22 protein-coding genes are annotated in these 21,187 nt (G+C 44.5%); 4 read left to right on the forward strand and 18 right to left on the reverse strand.

All coding sequences use genetic code 11. From position 1 onward, the window contains the following. Positions 1–71: 71 nt before the first annotated feature. From OIU26_RS22205 to OIU26_RS22240, 8 genes are all read right to left on the reverse strand, one after another. Positions 72–791, reverse strand: coding sequence for an NAD(P)H-binding protein (locus tag OIU26_RS22205; protein ID WP_264218048.1), 720 nt, complete (start codon positions 789–791; stop codon positions 72–74). A gap of 37 nt (positions 792–828) precedes the next feature. Then, complete coding sequence (locus OIU26_RS22210; protein WP_013369173.1) at positions 829–2,274, reverse strand: ATP-binding protein; 1,446 nt, start codon at positions 2,272–2,274, stop codon at positions 829–831. 176 nt (positions 2,275–2,450) lie between these two features. Next, the gene (locus tag OIU26_RS22215; protein ID WP_264218082.1) at positions 2,451–3,953 is read right to left on the reverse strand and encodes an HD domain-containing phosphohydrolase; all 1,503 of its coding nucleotides are present in this window, start codon (positions 3,951–3,953) and stop codon (positions 2,451–2,453) included. 121 nt (positions 3,954–4,074) lie between these two features. Beyond that, a complete protein-coding gene (locus OIU26_RS22220; protein ID WP_436449190.1) occupies positions 4,075–4,953 on the reverse strand; it encodes a (Fe-S)-binding protein in 879 nt (292 codons plus the stop codon). Between the two features lie 153 nt (positions 4,954–5,106). Further along, positions 5,107–5,562, reverse strand: a complete 456-nt coding sequence (locus tag OIU26_RS22225; protein ID WP_014599429.1) for a MarR family winged helix-turn-helix transcriptional regulator — start codon at positions 5,560–5,562, stop codon at positions 5,107–5,109. A 719-nt stretch (positions 5,563–6,281) separates the two neighbouring features. After that, positions 6,282–6,590 carry a hypothetical protein gene (locus tag OIU26_RS22230; protein ID WP_337684207.1) on the reverse strand — a complete coding sequence of 103 codons (309 nt, stop codon included), beginning with the start codon at positions 6,588–6,590 and terminating at the stop codon, positions 6,282–6,284. A gap of 100 nt (positions 6,591–6,690) precedes the next feature. Continuing rightward, positions 6,691–6,813: a hypothetical protein gene (locus OIU26_RS22235; protein WP_255305280.1), complete on the reverse strand. Its 123-nt coding sequence runs from the start codon at positions 6,811–6,813 to the stop codon at positions 6,691–6,693. A 339-nt stretch (positions 6,814–7,152) separates the two neighbouring features. Further along, on the reverse strand, positions 7,153–7,485 hold the full coding sequence (locus OIU26_RS22240; RefSeq protein WP_192442979.1) for a hypothetical protein: 333 nt from the start codon (positions 7,483–7,485) through the stop codon (positions 7,153–7,155). Between the two features lie 142 nt (positions 7,486–7,627). On the opposite strand from OIU26_RS22240, the gene OIU26_RS22245 reads away from it, so the two are divergent. Continuing rightward, entirely contained in the window at positions 7,628–7,996 is a 369-nt protein-coding gene (locus OIU26_RS22245; RefSeq protein ID WP_264218051.1) for a VOC family protein, read from the forward strand. Here OIU26_RS22245 and OIU26_RS22250 read toward each other — a convergent pair. The 3 genes from OIU26_RS22250 to OIU26_RS22260 all read right to left on the reverse strand — a co-directional run bounded on the left by OIU26_RS22250 (position 7,981) and on the right by OIU26_RS22260 (position 11,925). After that, entirely contained in the window at positions 7,981–9,645 is a 1,665-nt protein-coding gene (locus tag OIU26_RS22250) for an FAD-dependent oxidoreductase (protein ID WP_264218052.1), read from the reverse strand. The genes OIU26_RS22245 and OIU26_RS22250 overlap by 16 nt on opposite strands. A 195-nt stretch (positions 9,646–9,840) precedes the next feature. Then, on the reverse strand, positions 9,841–11,133 hold the full coding sequence (locus tag OIU26_RS22255; protein WP_264218053.1) for a homocysteine synthase: 1,293 nt from the start codon (positions 11,131–11,133) through the stop codon (positions 9,841–9,843). A gap of 153 nt (positions 11,134–11,286) precedes the next feature. Next, positions 11,287–11,925, reverse strand: coding sequence for a flavin reductase family protein (locus tag OIU26_RS22260; protein WP_264218083.1), 639 nt, complete (start codon positions 11,923–11,925; stop codon positions 11,287–11,289). A gap of 107 nt (positions 11,926–12,032) precedes the next feature. Here OIU26_RS22260 and OIU26_RS22265 point away from each other — a divergent pair, with 107 nt between their 5' ends. Continuing rightward, positions 12,033–12,722: a winged helix-turn-helix domain-containing protein gene (locus OIU26_RS22265; RefSeq protein ID WP_264218054.1), complete on the forward strand. Its 690-nt coding sequence runs from the start codon at positions 12,033–12,035 to the stop codon at positions 12,720–12,722. An 11-nt stretch (positions 12,723–12,733) separates the two neighbouring features. Here OIU26_RS22265 and OIU26_RS22270 read toward each other — a convergent pair whose 3' ends face one another. Both OIU26_RS22270 and OIU26_RS22275 read right to left on the reverse strand, forming a co-directional pair. Continuing rightward, positions 12,734–13,843 (reverse strand): hypothetical protein, encoded by a 1,110-nt coding sequence (locus OIU26_RS22270; protein WP_264218055.1) that lies wholly within the window; start codon positions 13,841–13,843, stop codon positions 12,734–12,736. Between the two features lie 115 nt (positions 13,844–13,958). Continuing rightward, on the reverse strand, positions 13,959–14,558 hold the full coding sequence (locus OIU26_RS22275) for a dienelactone hydrolase family protein (RefSeq protein ID WP_264218056.1): 600 nt from the start codon (positions 14,556–14,558) through the stop codon (positions 13,959–13,961). 336 nt (positions 14,559–14,894) lie between these two features. Between OIU26_RS22275 and OIU26_RS22280 the strand changes: the two genes are divergently transcribed. After that, positions 14,895–15,437, forward strand: coding sequence for a GNAT family N-acetyltransferase (locus tag OIU26_RS22280; RefSeq protein ID WP_025676229.1), 543 nt, complete (start codon positions 14,895–14,897; stop codon positions 15,435–15,437). Between the two features lie 240 nt (positions 15,438–15,677). Here the strand turns inward: OIU26_RS22280 and OIU26_RS22285 are convergent, their stop codons facing one another. Continuing rightward, the gene (locus tag OIU26_RS22285; RefSeq protein WP_013369156.1) at positions 15,678–16,493 is read right to left on the reverse strand and encodes a DUF2935 domain-containing protein; all 816 of its coding nucleotides are present in this window, start codon (positions 16,491–16,493) and stop codon (positions 15,678–15,680) included. 128 nt (positions 16,494–16,621) lie between these two features. Continuing rightward, entirely contained in the window at positions 16,622–16,879 is a 258-nt protein-coding gene (locus OIU26_RS22290; RefSeq protein WP_264218057.1) for a hypothetical protein, read from the reverse strand. Between the two features lie 184 nt (positions 16,880–17,063). Between OIU26_RS22290 and OIU26_RS22295 the strand changes: the two genes are divergently transcribed. Further along, positions 17,064–18,083: an SPRY domain-containing protein gene (locus tag OIU26_RS22295; protein WP_264218058.1), complete on the forward strand. Its 1,020-nt coding sequence runs from the start codon at positions 17,064–17,066 to the stop codon at positions 18,081–18,083. Between the two features lie 172 nt (positions 18,084–18,255). Here OIU26_RS22295 and OIU26_RS22300 read toward each other — a convergent pair whose 3' ends face one another. The 3 genes from OIU26_RS22300 to OIU26_RS22310 form a co-directional block, all read right to left on the reverse strand. Continuing rightward, positions 18,256–19,311: an acyltransferase family protein gene (locus OIU26_RS22300; protein WP_040102263.1), complete on the reverse strand. Its 1,056-nt coding sequence runs from the start codon at positions 19,309–19,311 to the stop codon at positions 18,256–18,258. A 182-nt stretch (positions 19,312–19,493) separates the two neighbouring features. Further along, the gene (locus OIU26_RS22305; RefSeq protein WP_264218084.1) at positions 19,494–20,090 is read right to left on the reverse strand and encodes a glycosyltransferase; all 597 of its coding nucleotides are present in this window, start codon (positions 20,088–20,090) and stop codon (positions 19,494–19,496) included. Between the two features lie 350 nt (positions 20,091–20,440). Next, a complete protein-coding gene (locus tag OIU26_RS22310) occupies positions 20,441–21,169 on the reverse strand; it encodes a GntR family transcriptional regulator (protein WP_025676235.1) in 729 nt (242 codons plus the stop codon). Between the last annotated feature and the right edge of the window lie 18 nt (positions 21,170–21,187).

Consider the following 21,187-nt stretch of genomic DNA (forward strand, 5'->3'; position numbering starts at 1 on the left):
ATAACGCCGCTGCTACCCGAGTCATTGGGCAACAGCGGCGTTATTGTCATTTTCTAATCCTAAGCATGGTTTTATACATTGTCATCAGGAGTCGTTCCTGTACCAGGTTCCTCATCATCGGAGGTTAGTTCCGCACCGATGACCCGAATGATGTCGTTCGGGTAAATATGTACACCGCTCGCCTGCGCGAGAGCAATTCGGACCATAGCTCGTGCGATGAACGAAGCGGGGATAGCGCGGTAGGAAGCGAGCCTGCCTGTCATCAGGCCGTCTAGCGCCTTCATGACAACCGTGGCGGCGGCTTCGCCAAAACGCCGTTCAGGCCTCGCTCCCAAAATGAGCGATGGACGGAACAAATGCAGTGCAGGCAACCCAATCGCGGCAAGCGCCTCTTCAGCTTCACCCTTGGTGCGGTTATAAAACACACGTGAATCCGGATCAGCGCCCATCGCAGAGATCGCAAGCATTTGTACCGCTCCAGCTTCTTTGCCCAACTGGGCTGTCAGAACGGGATAGTCCAGATCCACCTGTCGAAATCGCTCCTTGGATCCCGCCTTTTTCATCGTTGTCCCAAGGCAGCAAAACACATCATCTACCCCTTCGAGGGCGAAGGCCGACTTCTGTGGTTGTTCCCAGTCGATTAACGCCTGCTCCAGCTTAGGATGCTTGATATCCAGTGGACGCCTGCCCATAACCATGACGCGGGTGTATTCTTTTTGCACCAGCAGCTCACGTACAACATAACCCCCGACAAGCCCTGTGCCACCCACAACGACCGCTTTACGTTCCATATATACCTCCTAACGCTCCTTGTTCCCATGATTGCGATCAGGTTAATTTAAACGGCTGTTCGTCCGCCTCCTTGCTGTCGGACGGACACATAGGCAGGTACAGGGAAAAAGTACTTCCCTTGCCCTCTTCACTCTCCAGACGGATAAACCCGCCTAACAAGCGGGAAAAATCACGGCTGATGGACAACCCCAGCCCGGTTCCACCATATTTACGATTAATCGAACCGTTCGCCTGCTGGAATGCCTCAAAAATAACATGTTGCTGAAGCTTGGATATACCGATGCCTGTATCTTTTACAGCAAATACAACCCAATCTCCCTCCTGGCCTTTTCGATCCAAATGCTGTGTGCTGATTTCCAGCAATACACGTCCTTTATGAGTAAACTTAAAGGCATTGGACAATAGATTGCGTAAAATTTGCTGTACTCGTTTGGAATCGGATCGGATTTCATCCGGTATATGTTCATGCACTTTCAAGTTGAATTCCAGGTTTTTATCCTTCGCTGTGACTTCAAAATGCATCATCATCCCCTGCGCAATCTCACGAACACTGACTGGCTCACTTACGATTTCCATGTGCCCAGCCTCGACCTTGGATAAGTCCAGAATGTCATTGATCAGTTGGAGCAAATCATGCCCCGAGGCATAGATTAGATCACTGTACTGGTATAGCTCGTCCTCATCCAGCTCTTTTCCCTGCTCGTTGATAATCTGTGCCAGGTTAATAATGCTGTTAAGTGGTGTGCGTAACTCATGCGACATCGTTGCCATAAAATCCGATTTATACTGGGAAGCCATCATGAGCTGCTTGGCGCGTTCCTCTAAAATAACCTTTGCCTTCTGCAGCTTATCACGCTGCTCTGACAATAACTCATTCGCCTGTTGAATCTGATAGTTTCGCTGCTGCTCCATCTGAAAATCACGTAATATCAGTGCAAATAAAAAGCTGAGGATCACGCCAATAGGCAGTGTAAGAGGAACAACCTCTGCTACATAATAGCGCCAGGGAATGACGCCCAGGAAAGCAATATTTAACGTATTTACAATATTAACCGCTAAAATGGTTACGGATGCCTTAATAATCAAGCGCCAGGTGGAGCGGCGCATCCAGTAGTTCAATCCGGCACACAATACACCCAAAATGCTCATATTCAGAAAGCCGACCCACGCCGCCATATTCAGACCGAAAGTAAATCTTGTAAGACCGATCGCTACCCCAATAATAATCAGCGTATAGGAACGGGGATACACCAACGCTGCGATAATTAGCGGAACAAAACGCAGATCAAAAATAACGGTTTCATTGAAGTTGAAACCAAAGCAAGAGCTGACCCATCCGCCAAATACCACCAGCAACACCGAACTGACATATTTGAACCGCGTAGACGTACGACTCAAACCATATTTATAAATCACGTTCGCCACATAGGCAACAGCAATCAGCATCCCCAAATTCATTAGAAACATCATTGAAAATTGCATGGATTCACACTCCCATTGCGCAAGAAATTGGATGCCAGGCCTATGCTAGCCGATTTTGCCTTACTCGTACATCATAACATGAAGCCCCATCTTTCGACATATCCAAAGAGGCTTGCATGTATGTATAAAAAAAAAGCGAACCGCAACGGCTCGCCCTAGTGGGAGTATCTATAGTGTCAGCTTAGAATGCCTTTGTTCCGGCGCCACTCCTTGACAAATAATTCGGCAAAGTAAGGGTCCCACTGGGTTCCTTTACCCTCTTCCAATATCATAACCGCCTTCTCTTCCTTCATACCTTTCCGATAGGGGCGATCCGACGTCATCGCATCATAGGCATCTGCTACGGCTATGATGCGCCCAAATAGGGGAATATCTTCCCCGGAGAGCTGATCAGGGTATCCCTTGCCATCGTAACGCTCATGATGCGAGCGCACCCCAGGCAGATAAGGGGCCATAGCATAAGCAGGCTCCACTTGCCGAAGAATACTCTCCCCCATAACCGGATGCATTTTAATCTGGTCAAACTCCTCGTCCGTCAGCTTGCCATCCTTAAACAGCACAGCGTCAGCCACACCGATTTTACCGATATCATGCAGCAAGGCTGTTTTACGCAGCAAGTCAAGGTCCGTCTCGCTCAAACCGCCCTTTCGCCCAATGAGTACAGAGTATTCAGCCACGCGCAACGAATGTCCTGCGGTATAGGCATCCCGCGCATCCAGCGCTGCAGCCAAAGTGGCAAAATAACTGTCTAATAGCTGACCGTTCTTTTCCTCTCGTTCCTTCAGGCCCTCGATCATCATGTTAAATCCTTCGACAAGCTCCGCAAATTCGTCCGAATACAAGTCACTGGCGTTACTATTCAGGCGGCCTTCCTTCACTTCATTCATTTTTTCCAACAAGTGATGGATGGGCTGTTCGATCTCACGGGTCAGCAATCTTCCCCCCAGATAAGCAAAAGCTACACCAAATATTAAAATCGTACCCGCCCATGCCCAATAGGAGCCGGAATCCGTCGCTTCCAAACGTTCCAGCCGAATCTGTGTAGCTAAACAAAACAGAAACAGAGGAAAAGCACCAATTAACGTTGCACTTAACTGAAACTTATGCCGAAGTGATAGCAGAACTCGTCCTCGCAGGGAAAGGTTCAATCCATATTGCTGGTAGGTCCGATCCCGAATTTCCTCCAGTAGCGGTTTGATTGCTCTCATGGTCAGAAAAAATTCAACCAGTGCATGCATGGAAGCGACCAGACAAGCTCCTATACAGGCGATTCCTACATAATAAAAGGGAAAGGTAAGTTGTCCAGTATGTATCATCCATAATGCAATAACGGCTGCCGGGATAGAGAAGCCTAACAAATGCGGCCCAACAATACGCAAAACTGACAAATTAGGCAGATGGTGAACCTGAATGTACACCGCTTCTACATCCTTGAGCGTCTCCTGGTTTCCTTGAAAAAAACGATGAACAGGTCTTAAATGCATTCGAAACACTATGGTTTCACAAACAATCATAATGACGCTGGAAAATGCAACAATTTTGACAAGACCCAGAAGCTCATAGTGGGCTACATTTAACGTGGAAAATACAAAAATCATACATACCAGTAGTACAGCAATAAATGAACCTATAATATAGTTCAGGATAACATGCTGAATAAAGCGCTTATAGATCGGCAAAATGCTACCCCTCTTTTCATCCGTACGCTCATAAGATATCTTTGTATTCAATATCGGAGTCCAGCCGTCAAAAGTTAACCTTCTTGCTTGAGCAATTTGCATAGATCTTAGGAAAATAACACTAGCGAGCGGTCCGCATCGGATTGCGGCTTTCGCAGGGCACCTTGGTCTGGCAAAGTCCGCAGCCGGCACCCGATTTAGCCTCACCGCCGTTTAACACGGCCCACTTTCGGGATTCCTCACCATACACAAATTTCATGCAGGCGATTTTGTCATGACCACCTTCCTTGCTGATGGCCTGCACAGGGCAGCGAGTAATGCACACACCGCAAATGCCTTTGCTGCACAGCAGGCAGTTTCCGGTGTGGCTCAGGTTCGAGGACACCCTGACATCAGGCGGCACCTGCAGATCCGTTACTACAGACAGCAGACGGATGGCAATTCCTTTCTCGGTGATAAAGCCATCGTTGATACTGAAGGTGCCGAGACCAGCTGCATACGCGATATGCCGTTCCGACCAGTTAGAGACCGGACCACCTGCGGCACCGTGGATGCTGTACCAATCCGTATCCAGCGGCGCCACAGCTCGGTAACCAAGCCCGATCAGATATCCCGCCAAATGCTGCCTTGCCGAACGCACAAAATATTCATCGCCAAAGGTCCGTAGCAACGCCCACTCTCTGGAGGCTCTTGCTTTTTGCACACGATTGGCCTTGCGGATTGTCTCACTGATCGGCAGCACAACACTGACAACGGTGCCTCCACCAAAACTTCCTGTGCCGAAGGTCCGTTCGAAGGCTTCCTGCGGCGTAGCATGGTCGGGTCCCACCACTGTTTTATACTGCTCAAACAAAGGATCATTGGCCTCTGCAAATTGAATAATCGGTTCCTCGTAGTACGGGCTCTGTAATTCTTCGCAGAAATTGCCCTTGTCTTCGCTCACATAGGCTTTCATCTCGGCTGCGATAAGTTCTTTCATGTCCGGTACGGGCGTTACCATCTTGTCCACATCCCTCTTCTTAAGTTATTGTGACTTCTCTCGACTTCCTTGTGGATACCTGTTGACCGATGAATGGCTGCGTTACACATCCGAACCCTTTTCGTGTATATACACGAATGAGTCGGCATACTTCCCTTATTAGGCAAAAGCTAATCACAGTCTCAATTTTTCAATTTTAGATAACAGTGTAGTCAATATCTGCAAATCGGCGCTTCCCAGTGACTCCTGTAAAAATAACTGCGCCTCCTCCCAGAGCTCTGCTGCATCGTTATATAGTGCTTTTCCACTCTCCGTCAGGGTAAGGCAGCGGTTCCGGCTTCCCTCGGCGGATGTATCCTCCACATACCCGCTTTGCTCCAGTGCCTTCAAATTGCGCACAAGCGTGGTTCGGTCGAGTCGCATCTCCAATGCTAATTCGCTTACGCTTACCGGTCCCAGTACCGTTAAATGCTTGAGCAGCGAAAACTGGCTGATATTGAGTCCGCTTGGAGCCAGATACTGGTCATACAGCCCTGTTACAGCCATCGAGGCACGACGCAGATTAATGCATGTGCAGACTGAGGGCGAGTTATTCTGTGATGTTTTTTTGTCTTTCCTTGAGGCAGTCATAGTTCTTAATTTCCTTCCATCTTTTCGTGTAACTACACTATTTCAAAATTCGGGTGCTTTGTCAGGGCAATTTATCACAGTCTCCATTCTCTGCAAATGCAAATAAGTCTAATTCATTGCAGAAAGTGCATCATTTCCAGTCTACAATCAAAAAAAACCATAAATACCTTGCGTTTTAGAATTAAGCTTGTTATACTAATAAAGTATGTATTAACCCCATAGGATTCCACGCAAGAAGCTATACTCCTAATACCGCATGGAGCTTCTCCAAATTTTATGTATAACCCTAATGTAGAATTTTGAGCTTTTGCCGAAGATTTTCACATTCACACTGGCGCGGTCATCGGAGCCGCAAGGACGAAAGAGAGGTAGGGCTTTTGTCGTTTGGAAAATGAACAGAGGAATCAGACTGCCCCTTATGAACATGCTGACCATATAATACAAGGTAGCAGGGGTTAAATATATATTATGCCGTCAAACGATGAAGTTTGAGCAGGCCGTGCAGTATACGCAAGCTGCACACATCCTCCGGATGATCCCCGGGGGATTTTTTATATACGGAAAACGTATCTATGAACAAAAAAGTGACCCTGCCGATACATCGACAGGGCCTATAGCTTGATCAAAAAGGGGTTAATAGGGTCATTATAGTCTTGCTTTCTTAAAACCAAATGATATGCACCTTAAAAACTCATTAATTTTCCAGCTATATATCGCTGCTAATAATTCGTCCAATAATCCGTACTACCAGACTGTATCGTTTGGGTAGTAGGGCGTCCAGCTTCCACTTGGGCAGGCTTGTAGGTGGAAGGACGCTCCCATCCTTCCAGTAACACAATATGCTGGGTACCTGTGTTATTTTCCCATGTGATATAGCGCTCTTGTTCCATATGCCGCAATGCGGCTGTAATTTCAGAATCTCGCCTACCCGTTTTTGCTGACAATTCAGCCATTGTAGGCATGTGGCGATGCTGGGCAAAATAATTATACAAAATACGCAGTAACTTCCGTTCCAAATCCGGCAACATCATCTATCCCTCCTGAAAAGAACATATGTTCCTATTATAACATATAAAAATGCACCCTCCTACTGGAAGATGCATACGGGCTTGTATGCCCATGCTGAATTTAGTTTTTTTCCTTCTCCTGACGACCGATAGAGCGCAACCACCAAGAGATTCCTCCAACACTTCCAAGTGCCAGAACCGTCAAGAAAATAATATAAAACAAATGAAATGCACGATCACTCATGGCAATCGCCTCCTCACTTTATGTATACACTTTCCAGCTAAGCCTGTAAACCTCTTTTTGACCCCACAATCACATTTTCGCCAAACATTTGACAATACATACTTGCTTGGGATACACCGGTGCACACTTATTAAAAATGGTTAATATCAAATAGGAGACAGATCAAGGAGGTTATCGAATATGAAGTTTCTATTGATCGTGATCATCATTGTGCTGATCGTTGTTTTGCTCATGAGAAGACGTAGATGAACGAAAACATCCTGTATCGTTAACTAAGAATACAAAAAAGGCTTTCGGTACATCACCGAAAGCCTTTGTTCATCTGAGGTTAAGGCTAAACTACGCCTTGTTCCTTTTGCTATATTTAATAAAAGCAATCACAAGCGCTACAGCAAACAATATTCCGCTGACTACCCATGTGGTCAGAAACGCCATACCCAGACCGACATTAGCCCCCATGGTCGGGTGCTTCATAGCAGTAAACACCGAGCCCTGCATCATAAATATGGTACAGAACAAAACAACGGGTGCCAAAATAATCGTGCTTGCGGTCTTACGACTACCAGATACTGCAATCACACACAGAGCAGAAATCACCAAGATTACCCAATAGATAACTGCTTCCCAAATCGCTGAAGTGCCCACCTGTTCGACCTCTTTTCTATCCATCATTTATGCCTCTTCTATTGTAACAGACGTCACACAGTGAACCAAGCCATAAATTTAATCAGAAAAGGGGTAAACCCTGCCGACAATGTAAATAATGTATGTTAGCAGACAGCCCTACATAGAAGAAATGAGAGGATTGGATCCCATGAGAAGTGCAAGTCCTTTTGTCATTGTAAACGATGTGCAGCAATCGGTTGACTACTACCAATCTGTTTTAGGCGGGAAAATCAAAGTACTGAACAAGCAAGAAGGCAAGCTTTTACATGCCGAACTGCACCTAGGTAGCAGTCATATCCATTTCTCCGACTCCTACGGTAAACCGCAGAAAGCACAGCATGTCCAAATCATTCTCGACTGCGAGAGTGAGGATGAGCTTAAACAGGCTTACTATTCACTATCAGAAAAAGGTACCATCACCGTAGAGCTACAAGATACCTTCTTTGGTGCGCTGCACGGGGAAGTAACGGATCATCTTAATCAGATTGGATGGGTGATGAACTATTTTAAAAGATGACCACGTTTAGCCATAACCGAATATGTTTTGTAGCCACCATCAACGTTCCTTACCCGATAGCCCGATTGGGTCAGAATTCTGGCCGCTAGATAGCCACGCAGCCCGACTTGGCAGGATACCGCGATCTCCAGATCACGAGGAATTTCCGACATCCGCTCTCTGATCTCGGCCAGAGGAATATGAATGGAACCTGGAACGGTTCCTCCCTGTAGCTCCACCGCATCCCGGACATCAATTACAAGACCACCATTGCGGTGGAAATCGTCAACTTCATGCCATTGTATCGTCTGGACCAGTCCATCCATGATATTCGAAGCCACGTAACCCGCCATATTCACAGGATCTTTAGCTGAAGAATAAGGAGGTGCATAAGCAAGTTCGATATCTGCCAATTCACGGACATTCAAATGACCGCGAATCGCCGTCGCAATAACATCAATCCTTTTGTCCGCGCCATCAGCCCCAACAGCCTGCGCCCCGTAGATCATCCCGGTCTCCGGATGAAAGAGCAGCTTCATCGAAATGGGTGACGCGCCAGGATAATAACCGGCATGTGAACCGGGATGAATATGAATAGCCTGATAAGGAACAGCCAGTCGCTGCAATGTTTTTTCATTGTTGCCTGTAGAAGCTGCGGTCAATGCAAAGGTCTTAATTACGGATGTTCCGAGCGCACCATCATAGGAAATCGCCTGACCATTAATATGATCTGCGGCCAAACGCCCCTGCCGATTGGCTCCCCAGGCCAGCGATACCATCGTTGCAAACCCATGATTGCGGTCTTTGACCTGGATGGCATCCCCTACCGCATAAATGGACGGATCACTGGTTTGCAGCTGTGCATTCACCTGAATGGCACCGCGAAAACCTAGTTCCAATCCGCATTGCTTGGCCAGCTCATTTTCAGGCACAACACCAATCGCCAGAATAACCAGGTCCGTCTGAAGCATCTCCCCGGAAGTCAAACGGAGCTGTGTACCCTGTTCTTCAAAAGCTGCGACTCCTTCCTCTAAACGCACCTCCACCCCGTTCAGCTTCACATGCTGTTCCACCAGTTTAGCCATTTCGGGGTCAAGCGGATTCAACAATTGTTGTCCCTTATCCATGATGGTTACTGCAAGTCCACGCTCCCGCAAATTTTCAGCCATCTCCAGCCCAACAAACCCGGCCCCGATTACCGTGGCATGCTTGGGATGCCTTTCATCTACATATGCCTTAATAAGGTCGGTGTCATGAATGTTTCTTAACGTAAATACATTTGTAGCTTCATGTAATCCGGGAATATCCGGTATCATCGGTTTGGCTCCTGGCGATAATACCACAATATCGTATGGCTGCTCATCCGTCTCTCCAGTGATCATATCGCGGTAACGCACAAGCTTATGCTCGCGGTCTATTTGTATTACTTCTTTTTGCACCCGTACATCTATATTAAAACGGTCTCTAATGCCTTGAGGCGTCTGGAGAAACAGCTTCTCCCGCGCCTGGATTGTCCCCCCAATATAGTAGGGAAGACCACAGTTTGCAAAAGAAACATGCTCACCGCGTTCAAATAAAATAATCTCGTCTTCCTCACTCCATCTACGCAATCTCGCCGCAGCAGAAGCTCCACCTGCGACCCCGCCAATAATAACTATCCTCTGACCCATTTCTTTCCCTCCCAATATACCCTATGGGGTATAATATATACCTATGGGGGTATGATGTCAACAAACAAAAAAGGCGAAGGTTGCCCCCCGCCTGATCAAACTCTGAATGAAAACCGATCGGAATCAAAAATCACTTGCGAATGCTACAAAACTTCCCTATCTCACTGGGCCTAACAAGACGCCAACTACTGTTTGTTATTGTTGACTGGCCGCGATTGCCTGCTCCAGATCATACAAAATATCGTCTATCGCTTCGGTCCCAACAGATAAACGTAACAGCTCCGGTTTGACTCCGGCAGCCACCTGTTCCTCTGCATTCAGTTGCTGGTGAGTCGTGCTTGCCGGATGAATAATCAAAGACTTGGAATCGCCTACATTCGCCAGATGAGAAAACAGCTTTACATTCGCAATCAGCTTGCTTCCCGCCTGGCTCCCGCCTTTGATACCAAAGGTCAGGATTGCCCCTTGTCCTTTTGGCAAGTATTTTTGGGCTAACTCATAGGATGGATGGCTCGGCAATCCAGAGTAGCTAACCCACTCCACATCCTTGTGACTTTCGAGATATTGCGCTACCTTCAGGGCATTCTGACTATGTCTTTCCAGCCGCAGATGCAATGTTTCCAAGCCTTGAAGCAGCAGCCATGAATTGAACGGAGAAATGGCTGCTCCCAAGTCACGCAGCAATTGCACCCGTGCCTTGATAATGTACGCGATAGGCCCCACTGCCTCGGTGTATACAACCCCATGGTAGCTCGGGTCCGGCTCAGTCAGTCCTGGAAAACGGCCACTCGCTTTCCAGTCAAACTTGCCGCTGTCCACAATCACTCCGCCAATAGACGTACCGTGTCCGCCAATGAACTTCGTTGCCGAATGCACAACAATGTCCGCTCCATATTCGATAGGACGCAATAAATAAGGGCTCGGGAACGTGTTATCCACAATCAGCGGAATACCATATTCGTGCGCAATCGCAGATACTGCTTCCACATCCAGCACATTGCCCTGTGGATTGCCAATCGTTTCGGCAAAGATGGCCTTCGTTTTATCCGTAATGGCATGACGGAAATTCTCTGGATCATCCGAATCGACAAAATGCACCTTAATACCCAATTTGGGCAGTGTGGTAGAAAAAAGATTATATGTACCGCCATACAGGCTGGAGGCTGATACAATTTCATCTCCAGCTCCCGCAATGTTCAGAATGGAGAAGGAAATCGCCGCCATTCCCGAAGCTGTGGCCAACGCGCCAGCCCCGCCTTCCAGTGCGGCGATCCGTTGCTCGAACACATCCGTGGTCGGATTCATCAGACGCGTATAAATGTTGCCAAATTCTTTCAGCGAGAACAAATCAGCCGCATGCTCGGCATCCCGAAATCCATATGAAGTGGTTTGGTACAACGGAACGGCGCGGGAAAAGGTAGTAGGATCAATCTCTTGTCCGGCATGGACAGCGAGGGTTTCGAATGACAGCTTGCGTTCTTCTGACATGATTATTTCCTCCCTTGTTATACGTGCTGTATGAATCGTCTCTTCCTGTATGCGTAGTCATGGATGATTTTTCAATTATTCTCGCACAAAAAGAACGATTTGGGAAGATAATTCTCATTATTCAGGTAGGATATTATTATTTTATTTAAAGCATCAGGTTTCGGCTCGGAAGGTTTTGCCCAAATGCTCACCCAAACCAAAATAATGGCGGAAATTATAGATGAGTGGGCTCCACTTTGCCGGATCAATATGATTCTCACCGAGGATGATATCCTGATGAACATGCACCTGTATGGCTTGGGTTTCGACGATCGCAAAATAAGGAGAGTGGTCAGGAATCCGGACTTCCTTCACCTTGGCTTCGATTTGAATAGGGCACTCCCTGATTCGGGCCGGCTTGACCCTATTCGAGTCAATCGCAATCAGTCCGCTGATCTCATACTTATCTTTTTGATATGTAAATCCATGTTTCTCTTTTTCCACTGGAACGGGATTCTTGCCTGTAAAAGGAGCCAAACGCTCTACATTTTCCCACATGGAAGGCCCAGGAACATTGATTACACATTCGGGATGCCGCTCCATATTTTCTAATGCTTTGCCACCTGTTCCAATGCCTAGTACCACACAATCTCCTAATGCCCACGAGGAGGAAATAGGGCTAATATTGGTCGTTCCATCCTCATTCAGCGTGTTGAGTAAAATCACAGGGGTTCCGTAATATAAAATGCTAGGGGTTATCGTTTTTATACTTGGGCTGTAGTTCATCTGATTTATTTGATTTATTTGATTCATTTGGTCCATGTTCTCTTCTCCTTCTGTTCAGATCTGCCTCCTTATTGTAAAATGTAAACATTTCAACCTTCATCGAAGTATGGATTACAAAGGGGGATGACCGTGCCATGAGCACCAAATCAAATGTAGCCATGATTGCTTCTCTCGTCAGTGAGCCTTCCCGTGCGGCCATTCTCACCGCTCTATTAGACGGCAGATTTCACACGGCAAGTGAATTAGCCCATATGGCAGGTATCAAACCGCAAACCGCCAGCTTCCATCTGGCTAAAATGATCGAGGCACAAGTCGTTACCGTAGAAAAACAAGGTCGGCACCGTTACTATGGCATTCAAGACCCCGAGGTTGCCCAGGTGATGGAGTCACTTTTATCCATAGCTCCACCTGTTCCAATCAAGTCATTCAAACAAGCCTCCGAAAACGAGGCCATACGGTTGGCAAGAACTTGCTACGATCATGTTGCGGGTCATTTAGGCGTACAAATCATGAGTTTTTTCATTCAAAGGGGGATTCTTTCCGAGGATCAGGACGGACTTCATATTACCCAACAAGGAGAGATTTTCTTCGCTGACTTTCAGATAGACCTCAAGAACACAAGACAAAAGCGTCGCTCCTTCTCACATAAATGCCTGGATTGGAGTGAACGACGCCATCACCTTGCCGGTGCTTTAGGAAGTGCTCTTCTGGACAGATTATTCGAATTACATTGGGTCGAGCATCTGCCCACAACCCGAGCGATACGCATTACAGCCGAGGGTAAAAGAGGTTTTAAAGAGGTATTTTCGATAGAGATCGGCTAGATAATCATAGTCTAATGCTTTTCTTGTTCTGTATTGGATGTTATGACCGGAGACAAGGACCTTTGTTTTCTGGTCAATGGCCGGACATAGGCATAATTGTTTTTTGGAGCCTTTCCTTTTGCCACACCTGCCTTATATCCTCCAGCAGCAGCCGGAATGGCAACCAAAGTCCCATAGGTTCTCATCGCCCGTTCAATTGGGAAAGATACAGAACGCGTTCCATCGGTAGATCCGGCAAAATGAACCGCGGCTGCATAATTGTTCAACCGATCGTTACTGTCATTCAGCCATACGGAACCCGAATCTCCAGGTCCAGTTCGCCCCTGGGTAAAACGAATGACGGTTTGATCACGGAAAATCTTGATTCCCGAATCGCCCCTCACTCTTTGCTCCACGCCAATCGCCTCCACAACTCCTCTGGCGAAGCCGTTTGTTTTAGCCATTCTTTTAAACGTCATCCCCAGACGATAGCTCAATAAGTGCCCAGGTACGGTAATGAGACCACCACTTTGGTTAATCAGATACCTCGGATTAAGCAGACTATTTGAATTGGCAATAGCTATGGCAGAGTCCTGAAAGTTAACACCTGTCGTAGTAAGCGGGACAAATTGAAAAGCTCTCCCGATCTGATCCGCCGTTCTACCCCCATCTGCCGGAGAAGGCTGAATGGTATTGTGAAATTGGCTTGTATTCGTTGGGACTAGAACATGGGCATTACTCAAAATAAACAAAGTATTATTCTTAATAACAATGAGTCCTCCGGTCCCTCCTGCAGTGGCGGGAACCGTTGTTCCTACACTGACTGCACCGGGCACGGGGCGCCATCTTTGGCGAGGGTTTGTTTGGGTAGGCGTCGCCGCTTCCCTTTTGAAGGAACCCACACCTAAAATTCGGATAGGTACCGCAGAAGCCCGACTTATATTTTGGGTTACTGCTTGTAATTTGGTTTGCGACACAGCCGAAAGATTTCTCAAGGTGTATAACACAATCGCCGCACCCTTTGCCGGTCTATTGGGATCAGCATAACCTACTCCAATTCCTGTTACTCCGTTTCGCTTTAGCATCGTTCGCCAAATCCGACTCTTCAACTTGAAAGCTTGATAAAAGGTAGCCACAGCCACATGCATCTCCTTTTCATAGTCAATGATTTATATACATATGACTAATCGGCACATCATGACTGTGCGTTTCCCCAGAACAGTGAAAAAGGTGTGGGCTAGAAGCAAACGACTGCTTTTATTGATCAATCTTCCTGAAGAACTCTACCATTTCGTTAAATGATTGCTGCGCTGAGTGTACGTGATATCGGGTAGAGTAGGGGTCACTGAATCCGTGCTGTCCGTTGAATTTATGTACCCGGATATTATAGTTGTCTAAAGTTGAAATGAGCTCATCCACATTAAATGATTTTTCTTCCTGCGGGAAAAAAAGCAGTGTTGGACAATGTGGAGTTATTTCCAAATAATTTCGAATACGAGAGCCATAGTATCCTACGATTCCATCAGCATATTTTTCTTTGCTACACAACCAGGCAATCGTTGCCCCGATGCTAAATCCGACGATAAATACCTTTTTATAACGAGCTCGAATACTTAATAATACACTTTCGATATGATAGGAAGCGCGTTCAAATCCTACATTCCCCATAAAATGGGCATAGGCAGCCTCCTCTTGCGAATAATCAAAAGGCGTTTCTTTGCCTATCAAATTTGGACAAATGACGTCATAACCCTGACCCGATAATAAACTACAAAAATTTTGTATATGCTGGTTAATCCCATAAATCTCATGCAGCACGACAATTAGGGTGTCCGATTTTTTATCTATGCTTATCATGTTGCTCCCCCAAACAGGTTTGAATATGGTAAAACAAATCCTCCGGATACATATATTTATACTTAGCGCCACTTCTAAGGATAACCGGTTGAACAGTTCAATGGATACAACCAGTGCTGCTCGAATATACGCTCCTCGAGCACTTGGTAAGCATTATTCATACTTTCCAGCCTCCCTTTTTTAGAAAATACTATATCCAATATGATCATTTCGCTATATATTTTTGGTTAAAATTCAGAGAAATGCTTCTCATATACATACTCATCAAGTCAGTTTCTGCATCCTCATCCTATGATATAATTCCTTCAATATCATCGTATGAGAAGGATGGTGCAGATGTCGGAACAGCAAGTATACGTCCGATTCCCAGAAGAGGTGGACGTCACAGAATTGACAGCGATGTACAGACGCAATCGCGAGTTCTTTGATAAGTTTTCGCCAAACCACCAAGAAGAGCACTATACGGAGGAGCACCAGCTCCAAACGATTATTAAGAGTAAGGCTGACATGGTGGAGGATCGGAAATATTCCTTCGTGGTATGCCACAAGGAGGACGACCGGATTATAGGTAGCATAGGCCTATCGTTTGTGGTGAGGGGACCCCTTCAGAGCTGTATGATCGGATACAGCCTAGACCAAGCTTATAACGGCAAGGGTTATATGACAGAGGCGGTGAAGCAGGTGGTTCGCTACGCTTTCGATGAACTAAAGTTTCATCGGATCGTCGGAGAAGCCTCCCCTCGGAATCCAGGATCCATCCGTGTGCTTGAGAAGGCTGGCTTTCACAAAGAAGGCATTTCTCGAAGCAACGTAAAAATTAATGGAAAATGGGAGGACCATCAGGTTCTGGCGATTATAAATCCATCAGAGGATATCTAAGTTTAGTGAACGCTAGTAGAGCCGAGAGGTGTAGTAAATACCGGAGGATCGGAGTCAGAATTAACGGCAGCCAATAATATTGGACAACCTAACAGAATACGTTAGTGGAATAACAACAGCGGCAGTCTAAGACTTTATTTTTTTAGTCTTAGTCCGCCGCTGTTTGATTTTTTTGCTCAATCTAAAACTTTATTTCCAATGCACATTTCACAGAAACTGTATTCGTTTTGCAGAGGAATCTCAGTGCATGATTTCATTTTTATTCACCTTAACACCGGATAAGGACTGATCAAACATATCGAGAATAAAAAGAAACCTCTCAGCCTCACGAAATACATGATCAGCTAATAAAGGATGGATAATGCTTTTTATTCGACACTCGTCGATCAAATCACGCGCTGTTTTCTTAAAATCTCGCAAGGACTTCACAGAGATACGGTTTTCATCCACAAATTGACTCAGAAGTGGAACCGTCTGCGACTGTGGGCGCATATAACTTAAATCAATCGCTTGAAACATCAGTGTATCAAAATCATTACTAAACTCCCTAGCTTGTTCAACCAGTTTACGTTCGGAGGGATCCAGCAGATGGCCTATGAATTTTGCGTGATCGGCCATAATCTTTAAGAAAAATACATTTTCGTCAATAATAGCATCAGGTAAGGGTTCAAGCGTTCCTGAATTGAGTTCCCCTAAACGATTTCTGAAGTAATTTGCTTCCCGGCTTACGTGATCTACCAGTAAGGGAAAATTGGTTTGCCCAGGAAGTTTGCATTGTAATATAAGGCCCAATACCATTCTCTTAAATGCCCAAATATTCGTCGCCGCGTTCTGAACTTCCGTATTAAACTCTCTAATTGTATAAGGATCTGTGTCAGTCTTAAATTCATACGATCTTTTCTCAATATCCTCAAAAATGGAGTAAAACCGATTGGCTTCTGTTTTAAGCTGAGTATCTTCTGCTCTAAAACCTAACCCCAGAAAAAAGGAATGCTCCTTCATGATCCTCGACCAAAACCGTATTTCATCTAATGAGCGCGCCACAAATGCATCCAATCATATCCCTCCTCTATGTGAGCCAAAAAGCACCTACTTAGTCATATGGGATATGCCAGGTTATTATGAATATCAAGCTCCACGTCTCATACGAATCTAATTCCGAAAATTGAGCCGGAGTTATTAGATCATTCAGGGTTTTCTCCTGCTATCAGGTCTACCCGAAACTCAAGCTGGTTTCTCATAAAAATTTTACCTGCTATCTTGACTGATTCTGGCTTAATCTCCTCTACTATTCCCCCATAGTCCTCAAATGTCACGCGTAATTCCTCATCAACGGATACCACATATACATGCGCCTGGACCAAAGCAGCTCCAAACAACTCCATGTCTGTCTTCAATATTTTATATGTACGTTTCACAACGATCACCTCAACTATTTTCATTCAGTAAATTATAAATATCTTCCTTCTGCAATAAACATTTCTGCGTATGTTACTTATGTTCCTCCGAAACAAATTAATTTCCACAATTATACTCATATTTGAATATATATCATTTAATGTTTGGACAATTATCCCAATCCAGTTCTATAATTCACTTGTTATTACATAATTTTAGGAGGAAGTCATGAAAAATATTTATAAAAAACTAGGATCAATAGCGTTAGCCTTTCTTATTGGGATTTCGGTGTTCTCATTGTTCCCGACCGTTACAAAAGCGGAGACTACAAATGTGACTTGGACGAATGGATCTTTAGTAAGAATTCTTGGGAGTAACGGTGATGCCGACAAAGCAACTGTTGGGAAAACCTCAGGAAAATGGTACTGGGAAGTAGGCGTAAATGATAATAGATACGATTCTATAACTCTAATAGGAATTACTGGCGAAACAGGTACACTACCCACATCGTCATGGGAAATGATGGCTAAATATGGCATGGATGGTCAACTGTTAATTAGAACAAAAAACACATCGAACAATATTCAAAGAACTGCTTATGGTAGTATATTTGGCGGCAATGACGTCATTGGTATAGCTTTAGATTTGGACAACGACAATGTTACATGGTATAAAAATGGAGTTTCCCAAGGAACAAGCATTGCAAAACCTTCAGAGCTTGCTGGATCACAAGTGTTCCCACTGATCTACAATGGCACTGGATCAGAAAAAAAACTTACTGCTAATTTTGGGGCAAGTGATTTTAAATATCCAATTCCTGAAGGATTTTTGCCTTACCAAGAATCAAATACATCAACAACACCTAATCCGTCCACAACACCGGATCCATCTACAAAACCTGGATCATCTACAACACCTGATCCATCTACGGCGCCTGGTTCATCTACAACACCTGGGTCGTCCACAACGCCAGATCCATCGGATACAGATGATTCCTCACAACCAGCTGGTGATCGCGCCATTCTGACTGTAACGATGGACAATGGATTTGATAAAGAATTCGATCTGAGTAAGAAAGAATTGAATGCCTTCATCGCTTGGTACGACGCTAAAGATGCCGGCAGAGGTGCTTCATTCTTTGCCATCGATAAACATAATAATAACAAAGGTCCTTTCAGCAATCGCAAAGACTATGTAATCTTCAACAAAATTCTCACATTTGAAGTAAGTGAGTATTCAACCAAATAAACATTATGAAGGACTTCATATCGGCTAATATGCTAATGAAGTCCTTTTTTTATATACTTTTCAGGCAAAAAGTTTGCCACCGCTTAATTCAAAAAAAAGCGCAGCTTCCAAAAAGCATGGAGGCTGCGCTTATGTTTTATAAACTGCTCTTGAATGAATGTCAATAACCAAACTACACTTGGCTTCCAACTTGGTTTGGATTAATATCCATATTTTTAGTGTACACCTTGTTATTAATGAGACTGATGATACTGTTAACAATAATTGAAGTAAGTACTGTTAACAATGTTAACCACAACAAGATCAAGATAGATACCTTGGGGAAGAAAACAATACTCTGAAAATAATAATAACAAAAAAAGGTGTGGGTTAACCAAATATTCATTGAATTTTTACCCAGGTAAGCGAAAGGTCTGGTTAGTTTTAATTTATTCATTAAATGAATACTAACGAGGATAACTACAGGGGCTATGATCATATCAATCGTTGTCTTCTCAAACCATTGACTCGTAGTACGAAAACGGAATAACAGCACAAGAACAACAATATCAAATAGTATATTATTGAAAATAATAGAATTATAAATCTTATTCATCCATGAGTACAATTTATATTTCGCAAAGAACAGCCCTATCATAAACGGCAACTGCCAATACATAATGCTGTAATAGTTTCCTTGTGAATATGAATTATAAAAAACTAGGCCAGCAATTAGAAGGGTTACCCATGTGTTACGTTGGAAGGCTTGGAAGGTGACCGGAAAAATCAATAGCAGTAGAATATAATCATATAAAAACCACCACTCACCATTATATGAACTGGATAGCGCTATAAAATTTCGCAAAAAGTCCATGATTGAATTATGTTGAAATCTATCGGAAGTTCCAAAGAAGTACAAACCCACCGGAATAAAAAGTAAAAAAACAACCCAGTAGTTTATCATAATTTTGCTTAATCTTGTAAAGCTTTTCTGCATTAAATGCTGTGGATTTTGAACATTGCTCTTATATAAACCATAACCACTTAAAAATAAAAAAATAGAAATAGCGATCTGGCCAAAATGCCCTAAATAGAACTCTCCTCTTTCATGAAATAAACTAAATAATGAAACATAGTCGTACTTTAATCTGTCAGGAAAAGCAAAAAGATGATGAATCAAAAGTAGTATTACAGCAATCCCTTTCGCAATATTTGTTTCTACAAGCTTTAATTCCTTGTCATGGTGCACAGAATATCCTCATTTCTAGTTGTATTGGAATAGAGATATATTAGCACAAACAAATAATATAAAATATTTATTTTTTTGAGCACCATATCACATCCCATTTTTATACAAAAAAAAGCTTTCCATAGCCACCCTTGGGGTGATTATAAAAAGCTAATCTGCTTTGCGGCGTCTATAGCGCTCGCTTAAAATTTTTCAGGGAACTGTTTGACAATGCCTTCTGTCAGGATGTCCGCTAAGTGAATCATATGGATCTCATTTTTATCGGTTGCTGCAATATCTGCTTTCCAATCTCCTTTGAGACAGTTAAGGACTATTTCCGTAATCAACTGAAGGTGCGTATACAGCATATCTTGTAGTGTTTTGAACTGCCAGTTCGGATTCGCTTCACTTAAAAATTTGGCAATATCGTCGGCGTTTGCATGCCAATCCGCATCTAGCTTTTTCATATCCGTCTGATTGCCCGCTTTGGCAGCGGCTACAATTTTTCCTGCGATCAGAATATGCTCTCTCAGAAGGTCAGCCAGCTTATTACAGGCAGCTTCCCCATAAAAAGGCTTGATCACATTGCCTATATCCTGCTGATTCCGTAAAAGCCGGTTTAATACGTCCTTTTGGTCTGGGCGATTAAATATGGCGCTGACAATATAGCTTCTCGTCCATATCGTATGGTCGATCCATACCTTCTGCATATCTCCTTTCAATTGCACCATTTTGGGACTTTGGCAAGTGGAACCCTTTTCCTCACCCGCCTTCGCTTGCGCGAATACTACCGGAGTCATGCTAAAAACGAGCGCCAACGTTAACGGAATGCCAGTAGCCTATTTTTCACATTCATCTGGTCCCCTTACACTTATGAATAAAACAGGCTGTCTTATTATGTTTGAAATATCCGATTTTATACACAGGAGTATTTACAGCTTTCAGCCGTTTCCATCTAACATACTGATTACACTTGTATATATCTTCAACACACAAAAAAGGCCTGCCGGCGCTTAGCCAGCAGAGCCCATGATTCCATGGTCCAAGTAAAAGAAGCAATGCTGATGAACAAAGCTACGTCCTGAAGTAGCCGTATACTCGTTTCGATGCTAGATCCTTTTGGAGAATAGGCCATGCCGATGGGCATGAACTATTTTGCCCGGTGGACCGTCAGGTTGACCCGATTCGTCTCACACATAAATGTGGAGAGATGAACAGGCTCATCGTTTGCGTCAAAAGCAATTTTCAATATCCGGAACAAGTTCGCCCCAATATCACATTCAAGCAATTTCGCATAATCTTTGGTCGCACCGATAACATCAATGATCTTATCATTGCTCACGATCTCGGTGTTATAATCCTCCGACAGAATCTTGTAAGTCGATTCTTTCATTGCGATCTTCTTTTCCAAATCTGGAAACCGGGTGAGTGAATAATGGGCTATATCATAGAAAAGCGGGCGGTCATCTACATACATCAACCGTTCAAGCTCCAACACAGGGCTGCCTTCTTCAATAAGAAGATGTCCGGCCACCTCTCCAGACGCCGGGATTACTTCGCTTCTTAATATCCGTGAGTTTGGAATCATGCCCAGCTGGTGGCTGAACTCTGAGAAACCGCTTACGGATAACAGTTCATTATGAAATTTGTTGGAGGCCACAAAGGTGCCTCTACGAGGAATTCGCGTCAGGGTTCCTTCCCGCACGAGCTCCTCAATCGCTTTCCGTATGGTGATTCGGCTTACACTATAAGTATCACAGAGCTCTGCTTCCGTTGGAATCTGTTCATCCGGTTTGTATCGTCCGTCCTGGATATCGTTCTTCAACATTTGCCTGATCTGCATATACAGCGGCTGGGGGGTTGAAGGATTCAAATTCATGGTAAATTCATCCTTATC

The sequence above is a fragment of the Paenibacillus sp. BT-177 genome, from assembly GCF_025846815.2.
GTDB lineage: Bacteria > Bacillota > Bacilli > Paenibacillales > Paenibacillaceae > Paenibacillus > Paenibacillus polymyxa_C.

Coding starts and splice junctions, on each gene's coding strand:
- OIU26_RS22205 (WP_264218048.1), bottom strand. CDS start 791: ATGGAACGTAAAGCGGTCGTTGTGGGTGGCACAGGGCTTGTCGGGGGT.
- OIU26_RS22210 (WP_013369173.1), bottom strand. CDS start 2,274: ATGCAATTTTCAATGATGTTTCTAATGAATTTGGGGATGCTGATTGCT.
- OIU26_RS22220 (WP_436449190.1), bottom strand. CDS start 4,953: ATGGTAACGCCCGTACCGGACATGAAAGAACTTATCGCAGCCGAGATG.
- OIU26_RS22225 (WP_014599429.1), bottom strand. CDS start 5,562: ATGACTGCCTCAAGGAAAGACAAAAAAACATCACAGAATAACTCGCCC.
- OIU26_RS22230 (WP_337684207.1), bottom strand. CDS start 6,590: ATGTTGCCGGATTTGGAACGGAAGTTACTGCGTATTTTGTATAATTAT.
- OIU26_RS22235 (WP_255305280.1), bottom strand. CDS start 6,813: ATGAGTGATCGTGCATTTCATTTGTTTTATATTATTTTCTTGACGGTT.
- OIU26_RS22240 (WP_192442979.1), bottom strand. CDS start 7,485: ATGATGGATAGAAAAGAGGTCGAACAGGTGGGCACTTCAGCGATTTGG.
- OIU26_RS22245 (WP_264218051.1), top strand. CDS start 7,628: ATGAGAAGTGCAAGTCCTTTTGTCATTGTAAACGATGTGCAGCAATCG.
- OIU26_RS22250 (WP_264218052.1), bottom strand. CDS start 9,645: ATGGGTCAGAGGATAGTTATTATTGGCGGGGTCGCAGGTGGAGCTTCT.
- OIU26_RS22255 (WP_264218053.1), bottom strand. CDS start 11,133: ATGTCAGAAGAACGCAAGCTGTCATTCGAAACCCTCGCTGTCCATGCC.
- OIU26_RS22260 (WP_264218083.1), bottom strand. CDS start 11,925: ATGAATCAAATAAATCAAATAAATCAGATGAACTACAGCCCAAGTATA.
- OIU26_RS22265 (WP_264218054.1), top strand. CDS start 12,033: ATGAGCACCAAATCAAATGTAGCCATGATTGCTTCTCTCGTCAGTGAG.
- OIU26_RS22275 (WP_264218056.1), bottom strand. CDS start 14,558: ATGATAAGCATAGATAAAAAATCGGACACCCTAATTGTCGTGCTGCAT.
- OIU26_RS22280 (WP_025676229.1), top strand. CDS start 14,895: ATGTCGGAACAGCAAGTATACGTCCGATTCCCAGAAGAGGTGGACGTC.
- OIU26_RS22290 (WP_264218057.1), bottom strand. CDS start 16,879: ATGAAAATAGTTGAGGTGATCGTTGTGAAACGTACATATAAAATATTG.
- OIU26_RS22295 (WP_264218058.1), top strand. CDS start 17,064: ATGAAAAATATTTATAAAAAACTAGGATCAATAGCGTTAGCCTTTCTT.
- OIU26_RS22305 (WP_264218084.1), bottom strand. CDS start 20,090: ATGACTCCGGTAGTATTCGCGCAAGCGAAGGCGGGTGAGGAAAAGGGT.
- OIU26_RS22310 (WP_025676235.1), bottom strand. CDS start 21,169: ATGAATTTGAATCCTTCAACCCCCCAGCCGCTGTATATGCAGATCAGG.